Annotated in this window: 10 protein-coding genes, 2 tRNA genes and 3 rRNA genes; 3 read left to right on the forward strand and 12 right to left on the reverse strand. The window is 60.0% G+C overall.

All coding sequences use genetic code 11. The features are described 5' to 3' along the window. Window positions 1-78 precede the first annotated feature (78 nt). Entirely contained in the window at window positions 79-1302 is a 1224-nt protein-coding gene (pobA, locus tag NFG57_RS17715) for a 4-hydroxybenzoate 3-monooxygenase (protein ID WP_108132227.1), read from the reverse strand. Between the two features lie 172 nt (window positions 1303-1474). Here pobA and NFG57_RS17720 point away from each other — a divergent pair, with 172 nt between their 5' ends. Continuing rightward, on the forward strand, window positions 1475-2407 hold the full coding sequence (locus NFG57_RS17720) for a helix-turn-helix domain-containing protein (protein WP_348814882.1): 933 nt from the start codon (window positions 1475-1477) through the stop codon (window positions 2405-2407). Here NFG57_RS17720 and NFG57_RS17725 read toward each other — a convergent pair. The 5 genes from NFG57_RS17725 to NFG57_RS17745 all read right to left on the reverse strand — a co-directional run bounded on the left by NFG57_RS17725 (window position 2404) and on the right by NFG57_RS17745 (window position 8913). Further along, window positions 2404-4443: a CocE/NonD family hydrolase gene (locus NFG57_RS17725; RefSeq protein WP_287164422.1), complete on the reverse strand. Its 2040-nt coding sequence runs from the start codon at window positions 4441-4443 to the stop codon at window positions 2404-2406. The genes NFG57_RS17720 and NFG57_RS17725 overlap by 4 nt on opposite strands. A 138-nt stretch (window positions 4444-4581) precedes the next feature. Next, window positions 4582-5883 carry an ATP-grasp domain-containing protein gene (locus tag NFG57_RS17730; protein ID WP_348814883.1) on the reverse strand — a complete coding sequence of 434 codons (1302 nt, stop codon included), beginning with the start codon at window positions 5881-5883 and terminating at the stop codon, window positions 4582-4584. 193 nt (window positions 5884-6076) lie between these two features. Beyond that, the gene (locus NFG57_RS17735; RefSeq protein WP_348814884.1) at window positions 6077-7366 is read right to left on the reverse strand and encodes a TRAP transporter large permease; all 1290 of its coding nucleotides are present in this window, start codon (window positions 7364-7366) and stop codon (window positions 6077-6079) included. After that, window positions 7356-7883, reverse strand: coding sequence for a TRAP transporter small permease subunit (locus NFG57_RS17740; RefSeq protein WP_045995308.1), 528 nt, complete (start codon window positions 7881-7883; stop codon window positions 7356-7358). The genes NFG57_RS17735 and NFG57_RS17740 overlap by 11 nt, the downstream gene beginning before the upstream one ends. A 4-nt stretch (window positions 7884-7887) precedes the next feature. Then, the gene (locus tag NFG57_RS17745) at window positions 7888-8913 is read right to left on the reverse strand and encodes a TRAP transporter substrate-binding protein (protein ID WP_222516119.1); all 1026 of its coding nucleotides are present in this window, start codon (window positions 8911-8913) and stop codon (window positions 7888-7890) included. Window positions 8914-9233: 320 nt separating this feature from the next. Between NFG57_RS17745 and NFG57_RS17750 the strand changes: the two genes are divergently transcribed. Together NFG57_RS17750 and NFG57_RS17755 are read left to right on the forward strand one after the other, a co-directional pair. After that, complete coding sequence (locus NFG57_RS17750) at window positions 9234-11303, forward strand: TonB-dependent receptor (RefSeq protein WP_348814885.1); 2070 nt, start codon at window positions 9234-9236, stop codon at window positions 11301-11303. Window positions 11304-11472: 169 nt separating this feature from the next. Further along, window positions 11473-12030: a HutD family protein gene (locus NFG57_RS17755; protein WP_213231630.1), complete on the forward strand. Its 558-nt coding sequence runs from the start codon at window positions 11473-11475 to the stop codon at window positions 12028-12030. 609 nt (window positions 12031-12639) lie between these two features. Here the strand turns inward: NFG57_RS17755 and rrf are convergent. The 6 genes from rrf to pssA form a co-directional block, all read right to left on the reverse strand. Then, window positions 12640-12755 (reverse strand): 5S ribosomal RNA (gene rrf / locus NFG57_RS17760). 95 nt (window positions 12756-12850) lie between these two features. Further along, window positions 12851-15738, reverse strand: a 23S ribosomal RNA gene (locus NFG57_RS17765). A 200-nt stretch (window positions 15739-15938) separates the two neighbouring features. Continuing rightward, window positions 15939-16014, reverse strand: a tRNA-Ala gene (locus NFG57_RS17770). 127 nt (window positions 16015-16141) lie between these two features. Next, window positions 16142-16218: transfer RNA gene (locus NFG57_RS17775), tRNA-Ile, on the reverse strand. A gap of 101 nt (window positions 16219-16319) precedes the next feature. Further along, window positions 16320-17857: ribosomal RNA gene (locus tag NFG57_RS17780) — 16S ribosomal RNA — on the reverse strand. The 16S, 23S and 5S rRNA genes sit together here with 2 tRNA genes alongside, the layout of an rRNA operon. A 797-nt stretch (window positions 17858-18654) precedes the next feature. Further along, entirely contained in the window at window positions 18655-19476 is an 822-nt protein-coding gene (gene pssA, locus NFG57_RS17785) for a CDP-diacylglycerol--serine O-phosphatidyltransferase (RefSeq protein ID WP_045994259.1), read from the reverse strand. Window positions 19477-19629: the final 153 nt, after the last annotated feature.

A 19629-nucleotide genomic window follows, 5' to 3' on the forward strand; every position in this document is an offset into this window, starting at 1 on the left:
GCCCCGATGTCGGTATTGCCCCTGACCGAGAGCCGCTTTTCCCTCGCAGGTCCCTCGCCGGCAGATACCTCTATGACGCTACTCCAGGGGTTCGTAGGGCAGCCCCACGTAGTTTTCGGCGATGGTGGTCAGGCCCGCTGTCGAGCCGGTCAGATAATCGAGCTCCGCCAATTGCATGCGCGCCTCGAAGTCTTCCTCGTCGCTGAAACGATGCAGCATCGACGTCATCCACCAGGAGAAGCGCTCGGCCTTCCAGATACGCTTGAGGCACACCTCGGAGTAGCGCGGGATCAGATCGCTGCGCCCTTCGTTAAACACCTTCACCAGCAGGCGATACAGGGTGTTGACGTCACTCGCCGCCAGGTTCAGCCCCTTGGCACCGGTGGGCGGCACGATATGGGCGGCGTCCCCCACCAGAAACAGGCGACCGTACTGCATCGGCTCGACCACGAAGCTGCGCAGTGGTGCGATGCTCTTTTCGATCGAAGGTCCCGTCACCAGAGTCTCGGCCACGTCTTCCGGCAGGCGCCGTTTCAGTTCGTCCCAAAAACGCTCATCGGACCAGTCCTCGACCTTCTCATCGAGGCCCACCTGCACGTAGTAGCGGCTGCGATTCTCCGACCGCATGCTGCACAGGGCGAAGCCCCGCTCGTGGCGTGCGTAGATCAGCTCATCGGTCACCGGTGGCGTATCGGACAACAGCCCCAACCAGCCAAACGGATAGACCCGCTCGAAGGTCTTCAGACGCTCCTGCGGGATCGATTGGCGTGACACGCCGTGGTATCCATCGCACCCCGCCACATAGGCACAGCGCAGACGGTACCCCTTGCCTTCATGCTGAAAGGTGAGGGAGGGCGACTCGCTCTCCAGATCATGGGGGGTGACGTCGCTGGCCTCGTAGTAGCTGATACCGCCTTCTCGCTCGCGTGCTTCCATCAGGTCCCGGGTGACTTCGGTCTGGCCGTACACCATCACCTGCTTGCCATCGGTGTGCCCCGCAAGGTCGACGCGTACCCGGCGGTTGTCGAAGGCAAGCTCAAAGCCGTCGTGGGGCAGGCCCTCGGCATCCATGCGTTCGCTGACGCCGGCTTCACGCAGCAGGTCGACCATGCCCTGCTCGAGCACCCCGGCACGAATACGTCCCAGCACATAGTCGCCGCTCTTGCGTTCGACGATCACATTGTCGATCCCGGCCCGGCTGAGCAGTTGCCCCAGCAGCAGTCCGGAGGGCCCGGCCCCGATGATGGCGACCTGGGTCGTGAGTTCACTATCGATACGCTCGGGGGAAGATGTTGTCGTCATGGTGGCTACCTCGTCAGCGGAACGTTATGGTTATGCCTTGTATTTTTCGCTGAAACACCACCCCAGATAAGGCATATTCCTCGCCACAAACTGGACTTTTCGCGGAATCCACCCTGACATTTGTCGTAGTCACGCTCAATCACCTCCCCGGCAACCGCCAGGAGCGCGGACCATGAACCCCGAGACCCCGTCCACCACGATATCGTCAGCGGTTCCCACCTTTACCCTTTACGGGGAAACCGGTAGCTGGCCGACCCCCGACCTGCTGCACTGCGAGTCCATCGCCGAACGCAGTCGGCTTCACGATTGGCGCATCCATCCCCACCGCCACGTCGACCTGACTCACCTGCTGCTGCTGCACGCGGGCGAGGTCGAACTGCAACTGGAAGACAGCCGACAACGGCGGGCCGCCCCGCTGCTGATCCTGGTACCTGCGCTCACCATTCACGGGTTTGCCTTCGCTCCGAACATCCAGGGCCACATCCTGACCCTGGCGGCACCGCTGGTCAGCCACCTCGAGCAGGTACTGCCGGACGCCAGCAGGGTCTGGCGCAGCGCGGGAGTCACTGCACTAGCCGACGCCAGACACCGACTGCAGGCATTGGTGGAACATATCGACGGGGAATACCGACGGCCGGCGCGGGACCGCGACGTGCTGCTCGACGCCTTGATCCAGGCGCTGACGGTGGAAGCGGCTCGCCTGGCGACGCATCCGGCCACCCGGGCCAGGTCTGCCGTGAGCACCGATCCCGGCCACGGCCACCTGGCCCGCTACCAGGCACTGATCGAGCGGCGCTTTCGCCAGCAGCCGAGCATCGAGGAAATGGCGCGCGAGCTGGACATCAGCGCGGCCCACCTCAACGCCCTGTGCCGGCGCCTGGCGGACCAAAGCGCCCTGTCGGTGCTGCACCAGCGTCTGCTGCTCGAAGCCAAGCGCGAGTTGACCTATACCAACCTGACCATCGCCCAGATCGCCGATGGCCTGGGATTTTCCGAGCCCGCCTACTTCACCCGCTTCTTCAAGCGGCTCAGCGGAGTGGCTCCCCGCGACTTCCGCCGCCGCCAGTTCCATCATCAAGGCGACGGATCACCAAGCTCGCCCTAGACCAGATCCCGGGGGAAGACCTCATCCCAGCTTCGCGAAAAGATTCGAGTATCGCCCTGCCAGGCGTCCAGGGTGGCACGCACCCGAAAGCTGTCGGCGTCGCTGGTCAGCCGAGTGCGGGTCAGGGTGTGGATCTCCCAGTCCCCCCGGCGGAAGGTACGTTGCCACTCGGTCCAGCCGGTAACACTGTCGTAGTTGCCGTAGGAGTAGCTGTAGCGCTCGGTCACCGAGCCGGAGATGTCCAGCGCGATATCGTCCAGCCGGTAGCTGCCCTCGTCGTGGAACACCTCCAATGTGGTCTGATCATTGGCCAGATCTCGGATCACCTTCCAGCTTTCCTGGGAAGGCTGCAGCAGCGTCTTGGCCAGCGGTGGCGCCCCTTCCGGCTCCTCGAAGGGGCGCAGAGCCGCTTCTTCCGCCGGCCTGGGGACCCTGGTCGGCAGCACCAGGCGACAGGCACCAGGCCACAGTGTCAGGCGTACCGGCCTTGGCGCAGGCCATACCAGCGGCCAGTAGCTGGTCGAGATCGCCAGCCGGATGGCGTGCCCCGCCGGAAACTGCTGGGCAATATGCTTGAGACATACCGTCACGCGGTAGCGGCGCCCCGGCACCAGAGGCTCCGGGTGTTCGTCGCTGTCACGATGGGTCAGGTTGAGCACCCCATAGGACACCCGTGTCGCCTTGTCGTCCTCGGCGATATCGACAAGACGCAGCGCCACCATCGCCACCGGCTGGTCGGCGGACAGTTCCAGCTGCACCGATGGGGCACCACAGATTTCCAGATCCTGCTCGAGCCGGGGCGTCTGGAAAATCAGGGCGCCACCGTCCTCGTCACGCTGGTCGTGAGGCAAATCCGGCGGTGCGTTGTAGGAACACCACTTGCCGGCATACAGGCCCACCGACAGCGGCGAGCGGATATCCAGGCTCTCGTCGTCATCGCCGTCCTTCGCGTCGATGCCGTCCTCGCCACGCAGGTCATGCCCGCTGGTCAGCCGCCAGCTCCGGGACATGATGTGGGGAGAGGGCCAGCTCGGCTCGGCGACCCAGCGACCGGGACGAGCGCTGTAGCGCGCCGATGGCGGCATCGATTGCTGCATCCAGACCCTCAGCATCGGCTCGTCCATGATCCCGGTATCCTGGTCCTTCAGCCAGTGGTCCCACCACCGTAGTCCCTCCTGCAGGAAGCCGATGGCCGGTCCCGGCACCCCGAGGTGGGGGTACTTGTGAGCCCAGGGGCCCACCAGCCCCTTGCGTGGCGAGGTCAAACCGGCCAGCAGCCGGAAGACAGCGTTGCAGTAACCATCCGCCCAGCCGCTGATGGCGTACACCGGCACCTGAATACGGCTGTAGTCCTCGCACACCGAACCATGTTTCCAGTAGTCGTCACGTCGCTGGTGCTGAAGCCAGCGCGAAAGCCAGAGGCCGCTGCCGTCCAGGCGATCGAGCCACATCCTGAACCAGTCGCCACCCACCAGCGCCGGGTCGGGCGGGATGGCATTGCCATCGAACATGGTCGACGCCCAGGAAAGATTGTCGGCCAGCAGGCAGCCGCCCATATGGTGGATATCATCGGCGTAGCGGTCATCGGTAAAACAGATGGTGATGACCGCCTTGAGCTGCGGTGGGCGCATGGCGGCGATCTGCAGGCCGTTGAAGCCCCCCCAGGAAATACCGACCATGCCGACACTTCCCGTACACCAGGGCTGGCGTTCCAGCCACTCGAGTACCGCCACCCCATCGTCCAGTTCCTGCTGCAGGTACTCGTCGGTGAGTACGCCATCGGATTCGCCGGTGCCTCGGATATCGACGCGAACCCCGGCATAGCCGTGCCCGGCCCAGTAAGGATGCACCTGGGCGTCTCGCTCCGCGGTCAGGTCACGCTTGCGATAAGGCAGGTACTCGAGGATCGCCGGCACCGGATCATCGTCGGCATCGACCGGCCGCCAGATACGGGCAGCCAGCCGTGTGCCATCGGCCAGTGGAATCCAGGTTTCCTGCTCCATCACCTTGCGCGGAAAATCGCTGACCACCCGCATCGTCGCTCCTTGCACTGGCTTCAAGCTCACTCTGTCGAGACCGCCCTGTCCATACTGCTCTGCCGAGATCGCCCTACCCCTGCAACCTGGCCACTCCAGCGCTCTCGGTGACGCTCGGTACAGCGGCGGCGCGCCGACTCAACTATCGATATCGCCGAATGCGAAGGTCAGTCGGGCCGCCAGTTGCTGATAGCGACGAAGCAGCGTCTGATAGTCGTCGCCCCCCATCCAAATATAGGCCAATGCAAAGCTGTAGCTATCCTGTTCTGGCAGGCTCGACAGACGCTGCCCCTCCTCCACCTGCAGACTGATCACCGTGCCGGGGTAGTCCTGTTCGAGTTGTGCGAGGGTCTGCGCCGAGGGAACCCGTTCGACGGTGGCGTCATGGAAGAACACGCGGTAGAAGAACTTGGCCGCGACCGCGTAGGCGCCCTCCCGGTGGGGCAGTCTCGGACGCTGCCCCAGCGCCAGGTCCACCGTCACCTGCTGATGGCTGAGCCCGTCGACCTTCTCGAACAGGTCGCAATGTGACTGGGAAATGCGTGTGTTGATCTCGAGCAGCCAGATGCGATCCTGGAGTTCGTCCCAGAAAAACTCGACGTTGAACGCGGATTGATCGAAGCCGGTGCGGGTCATGACCAGGCGGGTGGCGTCGATCATCTGCTGCTGAACCCTTTGTGGCAGGGCCGAGGGGTACAGATAGTGGAAGAAGCTCAACACCCCTGGGTAGCGAATCGAGTCGACCACACCATAGACCACGACCTCGCCATCGTGGACGTAGCCTTCCAGCGTGCATTGCCAGCCGCCGATGATTTCCTCGGCCATGCAGTAATGGCCATCGATCGCCGCGATCTCCGAAGGCAGGTTGGCCTGATCCAGCACGCTGTTGAACGGCTCGGCGATGGAACCGATCTCCGCCTTCAGACGGTCAATGGCAAGCGCAAAGTCTTCCGGCGTCTCGATGCGAAAACCGAGCCGTGAGCCCGACGACTTGATCGGCTTGACGAAGAAGGGAAAGGACAGCCCCGCCGCACCGATCTGACCCAACGCCGCCTCGTCGAAGGGGTCGAAGGCGGTGAACCCGGGGATGTACTGCGGCACCACCTCGCGCTGAACGCAACGGCTCCAGTACTTGTGCTCACACTTCAGCAAGCTTTCCAGCGACGTCGATCGGGTACCGAATCGCTTGCACAGGATCGGCAGCATCGTGGATACCGGAAAATCCATATAGCCGATGATCGCGTCTATCGGCCTGCCGAATCGGTCCAGGGTCTGGCCGGCTTCCTCGAGCATCGCGGGAATATCGAATTCTTCGGTGTCATAGACCGCCTCCGGCGCAATAATTCGGTGAAAGCGCCATTCTTCGGCACCCTTCAAGCGCAGCAGACGCTCATGATTGTCATCGTTCAGCCCCACCACAAAAATATTGCGCGCACTCACGTCAAGCCCTCGCGTCATTACGATGGTGTCACGCTGCAAGCTTAGTGAAACGCGCCTCCCACAAAGGCTCATATTGGACTAGAGCGTCATATCAGAAACCTCATCCAACCGACATTAAATGCATCAAAAAAGCCCGCCGTATGGCGGGCTTGGGGTGGGCTGAGCGTAATACTGGCCGCCGCTTCGATGCCGACTACAGCAAAAAGAGGGTGCTCAAGGTCGGGAACAACAGCAACAGAGCCAGGCGCACAAAGTCAGACACGATAAAGGGAGAGACGCCTCGGAAGATCTCCCCCAGTCCCACATGGGGCGCCATGGCCTTGATCACGAAGACGTTCATCCCCACCGGCGGCGTGATCAGCCCCAACTCGACCGTCAGCACCGTGACGATGCCAAACCACACCGGGTCGATACCCAGGCTCTGAATGATCGGGAACACCACCGGCACCGTGATCACCAGCATGGCGATCGAGTCCATGAACATGCCGAGCAGGAAGTACATGGCCAGGATGCACAGCACGACAACGAAGGGCGTCAGCTCCATGGCAAACAGACTGTCGCTGATGGAGAACGAGATGCGTGAGAGCGAAATGAAGTAGCCCAGCGCCTCGGCACCGACCAGCATGAAGAACACCACCGCCGACAGCGCCAGGGTCTCTTGGACCGCAGACCACAGCTCCCGTGCACGCAGCCCCTTGACCAGGGCGTAGATCAGGGTGGCAAAGGCACCGACACTGGCCCCCTCGGTGGGAGTGAAGATGCCCAGGTAGATGCCCAGGATCATGACCAGGAAGACCGCGAAGAAGGGCACCAGCCCGCCGAGCGAGGCAAGCTTCTCGCCCCAGCTCGTCGCTTGCCCTGCCACCGCCAGTTCCGGCTTGACCCGCATGACCACGCTGACGGTCAGGGCGTACAGCACCAGCCCCAGCAGCCCGGGCACCAGACCCGCCATGAACATGTCACCCACCGACTGCTCGGTCAGGATGGCATAGATCAGCAGGGCGATACTGGGCGGAATCATGATGCCTAGGGTGCCGCCCGCGGCCAGCGCCCCGGTGGCCAGGCCACGATGGTAGCCGTATCGCTCCATCTCCGGCAGGGCCACCCGGGTCATGGTGCTGGCGGTGGCCAGAGAAGATCCGGAAATCGCCGAAAAGACGCCACAGGAGCCGACGGCGGCGATCGCCAGGCCGCCCTTCCAGCCACCGCAGATCACCCGAGCCGACTGGAAAAGCTTGCCGGCCATGCCAGAATGCGCCGCCAGCACGCCCATCAGGATGAACATCGGAATCGCGCTGAAGCTGTAGTTGGACATCACCTCCACCGGCACCGACTTCAACATCGATACCGCCGCGCCGAGATCGATGATCGTGGCAAAACCACCGACACCGACCAGCAGCATCGCCAGAGCTACCGGCACCCGCAGGATCATCAACACCAGCAACAGCAGCAGCCCGAACCCGCCGATCGTTTCAGTCGCCATGGGACACCTCCGCACTCTGGCCGAACAGCGCCCCCAGGAGCGCGTGCAGCAGGCTGCGCAACGCCAGCAGAGCACTGAGCACTGCAGCGACAAGATAGATCGGCCCGAGCGAGATCCTCAGGTCCTGGGTGACCTCGCCGTACTCGACAGCGGCGTGGGCCGCACCCACCAAGCCCGTCGCCAGCACCCCGCCAAGCACCGCAAAGCCCAGCAGATAGACGCCATGCAGGCGCGCTGCGATGGACGCAGGAAGACGGTGGGAAAAGGCCTCGACCACCACCTGGCTCTTCTCCACGCTGGCCGACATGGCCGCCAGCAAGGCAAACAGCATCAGGTAGCTGACCAGTTCGACGCTACCGAAGACTTGAAAGGAGATGGCGCCATCGGTCAGACGCTGCAGGTAGCGTGTCACCACGTCGGCGATGGTCACCGCCAGCATCAGTATCAGACAGCCGCCCGCCACCCAGCGACAGACCAGGGCCAGCCAACGGCTGGCCCCTTCCAGAAAGGGTTGCATGGCGTCACTCCGTCCCGGCGCAGCTTTCACGTGCCGCCAGCGCCGCCTGATAGACGTCATGCGCCTGGCTCAAGCCGCGCTCCTCGAGTCCGCTCAGGTAATCCTCGATGCCCTGCTGGAGCGGCGGCGCCCAGTCGGCGTTGTCGAGGGGCGCATCGACCACCCGAATGGTGTGGCCGGCATCCACCGCTTCCTGCCGCCCCACCTCGTCGATGGCGTGGAACACCTCCCCCGCATTGAGGGCCCACTGCATGCCGGAGTTGGCATCGATGACCGCCTGCTGCTCCGGCGTCAGCCGATCGTAGGCACGCTGGCTCATGGTCGCCACAAAGATCAGCGAATAGAACGGCACCTGGGTGTGGTATTCGACCAGCTCGTTGATACGAAACCCCTTCATGCCTTCCCAGGGAAAGCTCAAGCCATCGAGCACGCCCCGCTGCATGGAGGTATAGATATCCGGGGCAGGCATGCCTACCGGGCTTGCCCCCATGTTTTCGAGGATATCGCCTGCCACCGCGGTCGGGCGACGGATTCGCAGCCCTTCCAGATCGGCCGGTACCTGGACGTCGGTATCCACGGTATGGATGTAACCGGGACCGGTGGTGAACATGAACAACACGCGAGTATCGTCGTACTCTCCCCCCAGGCCGCCATCGTCGTGCAGGGTCTGCAGGATGCATGAACCCTGTATCGCGGAATCGGCCACCCCGGGGAGTTCGACGATCTGCGACAGCGGGAAGCGCCCGGCGGTGTAGCCCTGAGCGGTGGCGCCGATATCGGCGATGCCGTTTACGGTCGCCTCATAGATGTCGTCAGCCTTGGCCAGGGTACCGGAAGGGAAGACCTGAACACGCAGATCACCGCCGGAGTCTTCCTCCACCGCCTTGGCCCACTGCTCGAAGATCTGGGTATTGATACCAGAGGCACCAGGCCAGAAGTGGGCCATGCGCAGCGTGGTCGCCGCTTGAACCGAGGCACAGGAAAGGGCCGTCAGGGATGCGGCCATCAGGCACGCGAGGGGGGTCTTCATGGGGATCCTCCGGACTTTATCGTTATCATCGACGCGCGCTCATTATTGGTCTCTCGCTCGACACCGTTTCCGGCAACTCGACCAGCGGCGCTCGTTCGCATAGTGAACTTCTGTTCGTTTTTCAGCTCAAAAGATAAACTACCTGGCCACACAACGAAAAGCGACTTTGGTCTAGCGGAAGGCCAGGCACCGACGGGAACCAGGCTCTCTTCCCAAGAGTGGTGCCAAGGAGGCGACTTCTCTAGAATTGTGCTTAAACGATAAAGATGCTCTTTCGAGCCACCACTCCCTTCTCGCCTCGCCGTTCAAGGATGAACCTGATGACCTCTCGCCCGGCCGCCGCCCTGCTGCTGCTCCCGCTGACAACGCCTGTCACCGCACAGACTGCCGCAACCGACGACCGCGCCGTCGAGCTGCAGCAACCCGTGTTGACGGTGTCGGCGCCGCGCCTGGAGCGCGAGCTACTCACCACCCCGATGGCTGTCTCGATGGTCGATGAAGACGACATCCATCAAGGTCAGCAGCGGGTCCGTCTCGATGAATCCCTGGTTCGAGTGCCTGGGGTGTTCATCCAGAATCGCGACAACTTCGCCCAGGGTGCTCGTGTCTCCATCAGGGGCTTTGGTGCCCGCGCTCCCTTCGGTGTGCGCGGCATCACCATATTGGTGGACGGTATTCCCTACACCCTCCCCGATGGCCAGGCCCAGCTCGATGCCATCGACCTGGACAACGCAGAACAGATCGAGGTCATCAGGGGACCGGCGGCGGTTCAGTACGGCAATGCCGCCGGTGGTGTCATTTCGGTCACGACGGCGGACGGGCGTGACGAAGGTGACGACTCGACGACGATACGTGCCGGTATCGGTAGCGACGGCTACAACAAGCAATCCCTTTCCACCGGCGGCGAGCACGACGGCTGGGCCTACCACCTGGGTGCCTCGCGACTGGAACTGGCCGGCTATCGGGATCACAGCCGCACCGAGAAGCGCTTGCTGAACGCCAGCCTGTCACGGGATATGGGCGATCAACGCCGTCTCACCGCCATCATCAACCTGCTCGACAACCCCCGTTCCGAAGATCCTGGTGGCCTGACCCAGGACCAGGTCGATGAAGATCGCCGACAGGCGGGCCGCTTCACCGAGGACTACGACACCGGCCAGGAGGTGGACCAGCAGGTCGTGGGATTGCAGTACGAGGATCTAGGCTTCGGCCCCGGGGAGCTCTACCTCAAGGGATTTACCACCTGGCGAGACTTCGAACAGCAATTGCCCTATCCGGGCGACAGCTTGATCGACTACCGACGTCACCACTTCGGTGGCAGCGCCGAATATCACCAACGCTTCAACCTCGCCGGCATGACGCTGGACAGCATGGTGGGTATCGACGGCGCTCGCCAGGAAGACGACCGCCATCGCCGCGATGTAGCCTTCGATGGCAGCGTGACGGGAGAAGTGGCCGACGAGACCCAGACGGCGACCAGCCTGGGTATCTTCGCCCAGGGCGACCTTGCCCTGAATGAGCACTGGACACTGTCGGCCGGCGGACGCTTCGATCGCATCGACATGGAAATCGACGACGACTACGACAACGATGGCGACCAGAGCGGTGAACGCACCTTCCACGAAACCAATGGAAGCGTGGGAATCAGCTACCGCTTCCATCCCTTGCATCAGGTCTACGCCAACACCTCCACCGCCTTCGAGACACCGACCTTCTCGGAGTTTGCCAATCCCGCAGGTGGTGGCTTCAACCCCGACGTCGAGCCCCAGGAGAGCTGGAGCCGTGAGCTCGGGGTGCGCGGCACCCTGCCCACCGGACTGGATTACGACGTCACCCTGTTCTCGATCGACGTTGACGATGAACTGGTCCCCTACGAGATCGATGGCAGCGATCGTACCTTCTACGAAAACCTTGGCGACACCAGCCGCGACGGGCTCGAAGTCGCGCTAGGATGGCAGCCCTCGGCGCGTCTGGAGCTCAATACCGCCCTGACCCTGGCACGCTACGAGTTCGACCAGGTTTCCGGTAGTGACCTGGACGGCAACCGTCTGCCCGGGCTTCCGGAGACAACCTGGGTCAACCAGCTCACCTGGTACGGGACAGGCAGCCAGGACACCCGTTACTTTGCCACCCTGGAAACCCAGTATGTGGGCGACATGGTCGCGGACAATGCCAACCGGGTAGACGTCGACAGCTACTGGCTGGTCAACCTTCGTGCGGGTGACGGCTGGCGACTGGGCGGCAACCAGATACTGTCGACCTACCTCGGCATCCGCAATCTGTTTGACGAAGACCACTATGCCAATATCCGCATCAATGCCAGCAACGACCGCTATTTCGAACCGGCGCCGGACCGTTCCTTCTATGCAGGCGTAGGACTATCATTTTGATGTAAGCACAACTTTTTCGCCGAACTGTTGTGATTCGGGAGTCAGCGCCGAGCGAGAGTCGCTCTACCCCAGCATCTCTTGAGCCAGATCAAGCACATCGACTTAAACCCTTGAGACGATGAAACGATCCTTGGCAAAAGGAGGCGCAGCACTCGCTGGCCAACCTCCCATGATCATTCGACGCTCATCCGAGACACCCGCGCGCCTCTGGTCCGGCGGCACGACGCGGGAGCTGTTTATCGCTCCCGTTGACAGTGACTATGCCGACCGGAACTTTCAGGTCCGCCTGAGCACCGCCACGGTAGAGTCCGAAGAGTGCCTGTTCACCCCTCTGGCAGGCTACGAACGACACCTCATGGTATTGGAAGGCGAGGCCCACCTTGAGCATCAAGGGCACCGCTCCAGGGACCTCAGGCGCTTCGAAGTCGACACCTTTGACGGCGCCTGGCAAACCCTGAGCCAGGGGCTCTATCGCGACTTCAACCTGATGGTGAGATACGGCAGTCGCGGCTACCTCACACACCAGTTGCTGAGCGAACAGGAAACCCTGCACCTGTCACCGGAACCCGCACTACTTCGAGCCTGGTACCTGATCAGTGGTCGTGTGGAACTCGTCTCCGGCGAGGTACTCGCGGCCGGTGATCTTCTGGTCATCGAACCCGGCGACCGCCTGGGCCTGCGTTCGCTGCAAGCGAGCCAACTGGTCGTCTCCACCATCGCGTTCTAGGCACAGAGCCGCGACAACCGTCTTGCTGAAACTTGCCTGAAACCAAAGAAGCCCGCCTCCTCTCGGAAGCGGGCTTCTTCGTGATACATGCCTGATCTGTTCCCGACAGGGTAGTCGCATGGGGGTGAGTCACCCCAGGGTTTGCAGCGAAGCTGCAAGGGGGGACGAACGACGCGAGTTTGCGAGCGGCCGGACCGCGCCGGGGGGGGTATCGGCGCGGCCCCACATATAAAGAGAGGGACTGAACTTGTAGAGAGCCCATGCATGCGCTCTTTACAAAAAGAAGGCCCGACTCCTCTCGGAATTGGGCTTCTTCTGAATAAATGCCTGACGTCAGGGTGGACCCTCCGCTCGCTCGTCCAGGGCGCCGCTCTGCCCCCGAAGACTGCCGGATGACGCCACCAAGGTAACAATGTTTCTCGCATGGGGGTGAGTCACCCCAGGGTTTGCAGCGAAGCTGCAAGGGGGGACGAACGACGCGAGCTTGCGAGCGGCCGGACCGCGCCGAGGGGGTTATCGGCGCGGCCCCACATATAAAGAGAGGGGTCTGCCCCATGCATGCGAAAAAGCCCGATTATCTCTCGATAACCGGGCTTCTTCTTAATAAATGCCTGACGATGACCTACTCTCGCATGGGGAGACCCCACACTACCATCGGCGCTGAGCGGTTTCACTTCTGAGTTCGGCAAGGGATCAGGTGGTTCCCACTCGCTATGGTCGTCAGGCGGAAAAAAGACAATATATATCATGCTGACGATACGCTTCATCGTATCCGTCAATTGATTCGAGACATCATCGACCAAAACCCTTTGGGTGTTATATGGTCAAGCCTCACGGACCATTAGTACCGGTTAGCTCAACGCCTTGCAGCGCTTCCACACCCGGCCTATCAACCAGCTGGTCTTGCTGGGTCCTTTAGGAGGCTCAAGGCCTCAGGGAGATCTCATCTTGAAGGGGGCTTCCCGCTTAGATGCTTTCAGCGGTTATCCCGTCCGTACATAGCTACCCGGCAATGCCACTGGCGTGACAACCGGAACACCAGAGGTACGTCCACTCCGGTCCTCTCGTACTAGGAGCAGCGCTTCTCAAATCTCCAACGCCCACGGCAGATAGGGACCGAACTGTCTCACGACGTTCTAAACCCAGCTCGCGTACCACTTTAAATGGCGAACAGCCATACCCTTGGGACCGACTTCAGCCCCAGGATGTGATGAGCCGACATCGAGGTGCCAAACACCGCCGTCGATGTGAACTCTTGGGCGGTATCAGCCTGTTATCCCCGGAGTACCTTTTATCCGTTGAGCGATGGCCCTTCCATACAGAACCACCGGATCACTAGAACCTACTTTCGTATCTGCTCGACGTGTCTGTCTCGCAGTTAAGCACCCTTATGCTCTTGCACTCACTGCACGATTTCCAACCGTGCTGAGGGTACCTTCGTGCTCCTCCGTTACTCTTTGGGAGGAGACCGCCCCAGTCAAACTACCCACCACACACGGTCCTCGAACCGGATTACGGTCCTGAGTTAGAACGCCAATGATGCCAGGCTGGTATTTCAAGGTTGGCTCCACCCCATCTGGCGACAGGGTTTCAAAGCCTCCCAGCTATCCTACACAAGCAACATCAGCGTCCAGTGTGAAGCTGTAGTAAAGGTTCACGGGGTCTTTCCGTCTAGCCGCGGGTACACAGCATCTTCACTGCGATTTCAATTTCACTGAGTCTCGGGTGGAGACAGCGTGGCCATCATTACGCCATTCGTGCAGGTCGGAACTTACCCGACAAGGAATTTCGCTACCTTAGGACCGTTATAGTTACGGCCGCCGTTTACCGGGGCTTCGATCAGGAGCTTCGCGTGAGCTAACACCATCACTTAACCTTCCGGCACCGGGCAGGCGTCACACCCTATACGTCCGCTTGCGCGTTTGCAGAGTGCTGTGTTTTTAATAAACAGTTGCAGCCACCTGGTATCTTCGACCGCGTCAGGCTCCGGTCGCGAGGACCTTCACCCTAATGCGGCGTGCCTTCTCCCGAAGTTACGGCACCATTTTGCCTAGTTCCTTCACCCGAGTTCTCTCAAGCGCCTTGGTATTCTCTACCTGACCACCTGTGTCGGTTTGGGGTACGGTCTCACAGTATCTGAAGCTTAGAGGCTTTTCCTGGAAGCGTGGCATCGATGACTTCCTGACCGTAGTCAGTTCGTCTCGCCTCTCGGCCTTGAGGATCCGGATTTACCTGAATCCTCAGCCTACCGGCTTTCACCAGGACAACCAACGCCTGGCTCACCTAGCCTTCTTCGTCCCCCCATCGCAATACTGTGAGGTACGGGAATATTGACCCGTTTCCCATCGACTACGCCTTTCGGCCTCGCCTTAGGGGCCGACTCACTCTGCTCCGATTAGCGTCGAACAGAAACCCTTGGTCTTCCGGCGGGGGAGTTTTTCACTCCCCTTGTCGTTACTCATGTCAGCATTCGCACTCGTGATACCTCCAGCATGCTTCTCAACACACCTTCATCGGCTTACACGACGCTCCTCTACCGCTCGTCATTCGACGAACCCGTAGCTTCGGTACCTGGTTTGAGCCCCGTTACATCTTCCGCGCAGGCCGACTCGACTAGTGAGCTATTACGCTTTCTTTAAAGGATGGCTGCTTCTAAGCCAACCTCCTAGCTGTCTAAGCCTTCCCACATCGTTTCCCACTTAACCAGGATTTCGGGACCTTAGCTGACGGTCTGGGTTGTTTCCCTTTTCACAACGGACGTTAGCACCCGCTGTGTGTCTCCCACGCTTGCACTCACCGGTATTCGGAGTTTGCCTCGGGTTGGTAAGTCGGGATGACCCCCTAGCCGAAACAGTGCTCTACCCCCGGCGGTGATACGTGAGGCGCTACCTAAATAGCTTTCGAGGAGAACCAGCTATCTCCGGGCTTGATTAGCCTTTCACTCCGATCCACAAGTCATCCAAATCTTTTTCAACAGATCCTGGTTCGGTCCTCCAGTTGATGTTACTCAACCTTCAACCTGCTCATGGATAGATCGCCCGGTTTCGGGTCTATTTCCAGCGACTGGTCGCCCAGTTAAGACTCGATTTCTCTACGCCTCCCCTATACGGTTAAGCTCGCCACTGAAAATAAGTCGCTGACCCATTATACAAAAGGTACGCGGTCACCAAACAAGTTGGCTCCCACTGCTTGTACGCATACGGTTTCAGGATCTATTTCACTCCCCTCTCCGGGGTTCTTTTCGCCTTTCCCTCACGGTACTGGTTCACTATCGGTCAGTCAGGAGTATTTAGCCTTGGAGGATGGTCCCCCCGTCTTCAGTCAAGGTTTCACGTGCCTCGACCTACTCGATTTCACAACACTCAGGTTTCGGTTACGGGGCTATCACCCACTATGGCCAGACTTCCCAGTCTGTTCACCTACCAGTTGTGTTGCTTAAGGGCTGGTCCCCGTTCGCTCGCCGCTACTAGGGGAATCTCGGTTGATTTCTTTTCCTCGGGGTACTTAGATGTTTCAGTTCCCCCGGTTCGCCTCTCATGTCTATATATTCAACATGAGATACCCAAGTTACCTTGGGTGGGTTTCCCCATTCAGAGATGTCCGGGTCGCAGGTCGTTTGCCACCTCGCCGAACCTTATCGCAGGCTTCCACGTCTTTCATCGCCTCTGACTGCCTAGGCATCCACCGTATGCGCTTCATCGCTTGACCATATAACCCCAAAGGGTCTGTCAATCGATGATGTCACGACAATTGCCGGATACGCTTGAAACGTATCTTACTTTGTCAGCATGATATACATTGTTAAAGAGCGTTAGAGCAAAAGCTCTAAGCGAGAGACTTGATATCGCCTGATAGCGAACAAGCATCTTGCTTAGAACTTGACGACTGTTTTACTCGAGATCGAGAAATGGTGGAGCCAAGCGGGATCGAACCGCTGACCTCCTGCGTGCAAGGCAGGCGCTCTCCCAGCTGAGCTATGGCCCCATATCCTGTCGGGTATGCTTGACCAGAACCAGCTATCAAACGATGGGCCTGGGCAAATCCGATGCTACCCGGCGAGCTCACCGATCTTCACCACACCAAAGGCGTGCACTCGCTGAACTTATGAAGATGGTGGGTCTGGGCAGACTTGAACTGCCGACCTCACCCTTATCAGGGGTGCGCTCTAACCAACTGAGCTACAGACCCATTGCCGAGCAATATTGGGCATAAATCCCAAACAGTCGTTACTCTTGCTTGATCAGGTAATTCATTGTGAGCACTTACCGACAGTCAGATGACGTGTCGTTTAAGGAGGTGATCCAGCCGCAGGTTCCCCTACGGCTACCTTGTTACGACTTCACCCCAGTCATGAACCACACCGTGGTGATCGCCCTCCGAAGTTAGGCTAACCACTTCTGGTGCAGTCCACTCCCATGGTGTGACGGGCGGTGTGTACAAGGCCCGGGAACGTATTCACCGTGACATTCTGATTCACGATTACTAGCGATTCCGACTTCACGGAGTCGAGTTGCAGACTCCGATCCGGACTGAGACCGGCTTTATGGGATTAGCTCCACCTCGCGGATTCGCAACCCATTGTACCGGCCATTGTAGCACGTGTGTAGCCCTACCCGTAAGGGCCATGATGACTTGACGTCGTCCCCACCTTCCTCCGGTTTGTCACCGGCAGTCTCCCTAGAGTTCCCGACCGAATCGCTGGCAAATAGGGACAAGGGTTGCGCTCGTTACGGGACTTAACCCAACATTTCACAACACGAGCTGACGACAGCCATGCAGCACCTGTCTGAGAGCTCCCGAAGGCACCAATCCATCTCTGGAAAGTTCTCTCGATGTCAAGGGTAGGTAAGGTTCTTCGCGTTGCATCGAATTAAACCACATGCTCCACCGCTTGTGCGGGCCCCCGTCAATTCATTTGAGTTTTAACCTTGCGGCCGTACTCCCCAGGCGGTCGACTTATCGCGTTAACTGCGCCACAAAGCTCTCAAGGAGCCCAACGGCTAGTCGACATCGTTTACGGCGTGGACTACCAGGGTATCTAATCCTGTTTGCTACCCACGCTTTCGCACCTCAGCGTCAGTGTCAGTCCAGAAGGCCGCCTTCGCCACTGGTATTCCTCCCGATCTCTACGCATTTCACCGCTACACCGGGAATTCTACCTTCCTCTCCTGCACTCTAGCCTGACAGTTCCGGATGCCGTTCCCAGGTTGAGCCCGGGGCTTTCACAACCGGCTTATCAAGCCGCCTACGCGCGCTTTACGCCCAGTAATTCCGATTAACGCTCGCACCCTCCGTATTACCGCGGCTGCTGGCACGGAGTTAGCCGGTGCTTCTTCTGTGAGTGATGTCCTCCCTCGAGGGTATTAACCTCAAGGCTTTCTTCCTCACTGAAAGTGCTTTACAACCCGAAGGCCTTCTTCACACACGCGGCATGGCTGGATCAGGCTTTCGCCCATTGTCCAATATTCCCCACTGCTGCCTCCCGTAGGAGTTCGGGCCGTGTCTCAGTCCCGATGTGGCTGATCATCCTCTCAGACCAGCTACGGATCGCAGCCTTGGTGAGCCGTTACCTCACCAACTAGCTAATCCGACATAGGCTCATCCGATAGCGCAAGGTCCGAAGATCCCCTGCTTTCCCCCGTAGGGCGTATGCGGTATTAGCCTGGGTTTCCCCAGGTTATCCCCCACTACCGGGCAGATTCCTATGCATTACTCACCCGTCCGCCGCTCGACGCCTCCTAGCAAGCTAGGATCGTTTCCGCTCGACTTGCATGTGTTAGGCCTGCCGCCAGCGTTCAATCTGAGCCATGATCAAACTCTTCAGTTTAAAGTCTGATAGTCCGTTAAGCGGACCAAACTTGGCTCAAGGTTCAAACGTCTCGTTTGACGAGTCGCTTGCCTTGATATTTCAGTGACAGTGTCACTGACTCATCGGCAAGCGCCCACATGAATTACCTGATCAAATTATTAAAGAGCATGCTCTGGACTCTATAGAGAGCTTAAAGAGCGTCTCGCTTTGCTGCGCCGCAGCCCGAATCGTTAACCCGAGCCCTTGTCACAGCGCCCTGCGAGGAAGGCGTATTCTACAGAATCGAAGCGCTTCGTCAAGGCTTTCTTTTTTCGCCGTGCAAGCGATGCCTGCAGGACCCAAGAGAAAGCGAAGCGAGCCTGGCGCGCATCCTGCGATGCCGTCCTGGCGACTCCGATCGAGTGGCGAGCATTTTACCGATTTCTCGTTGCCCGTCAAGTGGAGAATTTTTCGAAGACTTGAAAAAGCCTTTTTAAAACAATCACTTTTACCACCCTTCACCGCCTGTGACGTTTGCTCGTCGCCGGCAGCGGATGCGTACTTTACGCATCACCTCCGGCCTTGGCAAGCGCTTTTCGTAAAAAAATGCCAGATCATCGAGCAGTGTCGATCCAACAGCGGCACCATCTTGTCCACACCGCTCTATGGCCCCCCCTGTGGATGAATGCCGAGACTGCCCCAGAAGGCGCTTTCGGCACTCATACAAGAACAGGAACGCCCGCGCTAGGCGGGCGTTCCTGTCGGTCGTCAGTATAACGAAGCGTTGGGCTTGCTGCTCACATCGGCCTCTATTGTTACCGCAAGATGATCCTGGGCTAGGTCTTGAGCTTGCGCATCAGCGCCATCGTCGGACCGGACGCCACATAGGTACCGAACAGCAGCAACAGCATGACCGACGGCTCGATCGAGATCACGACAAATCCCAGCACGATGGCCAGCAGGGCCACAAAGGGCACCGGCCCCTTGAGATCGACATCCTTGAAGCTGTAGTAGCGAATGTTGCTGACCATCAAAATGCCAGCCGCCCCCACCACCAGCAGCATCAACAGCTTGAAGCCAAGAGCGGTGGCGTCGAAGCTGTGGAAGGTCCATACACTGGCCGCCACCAGCGCCGCCGCCGAGGGGCTGGGCAAGCCGATGAACCACTTCTTGTCGACGCTGCCGATCTGCACGTTGAACCGCGCCAGGCGAAGCGCCGCACAGGCCACGTACAGGAACGCCACCACCCATCCGGTCTTGCCGATGTCCTGCAGGATCCAGGTAAAGGCGACAAGTCCCGGCGCCATGCCAAAGGAGATCATGTCAGCAAGGCTGTCATATTCGGCGCCAAACTCGCTTTGTGTATTGGTCAGCCTGGCCACACGGCCGTCGAGGCCATCGAGCACCATGGCGATGAAGATGGCCACCGAGGCGGCGGTGAAATCGCCATTGAGGGCGGCGACAACGGCGAAGAAGCCCGAAAACAGCGCCGAGGTGGTGAACAGGTTCGGCAACAGGTAGATCCCCCGCCGTCGCACCTTCTTGCCGTCCTCGACCGCTTCTTCCACGACTTCGGATTCCCGCATGAAGGCGCTGGCCAGATCTTCATCCTGGGGCTCTCGTGGTTCCTGCTCACGCTTGCCTGCGTCTTCGCTCATCTCTGTCATCCATTGGCTTCGAGTATGGGATCATTCTACACGACCGGCCGGCCGTTACCGCCAACCTCGCGGCAGCCGCCCTCTCCCCCAGCCTCGGGCACCTGCGGGCCAAACGCAAGGCACAGCGCAGGATTCATGCGGCAGCACCATGAC

Source organism: Halomonas sp. H10-59, from assembly GCF_040070555.1.
GTDB lineage: Bacteria > Pseudomonadota > Gammaproteobacteria > Pseudomonadales > Halomonadaceae > Halomonas > Halomonas litopenaei.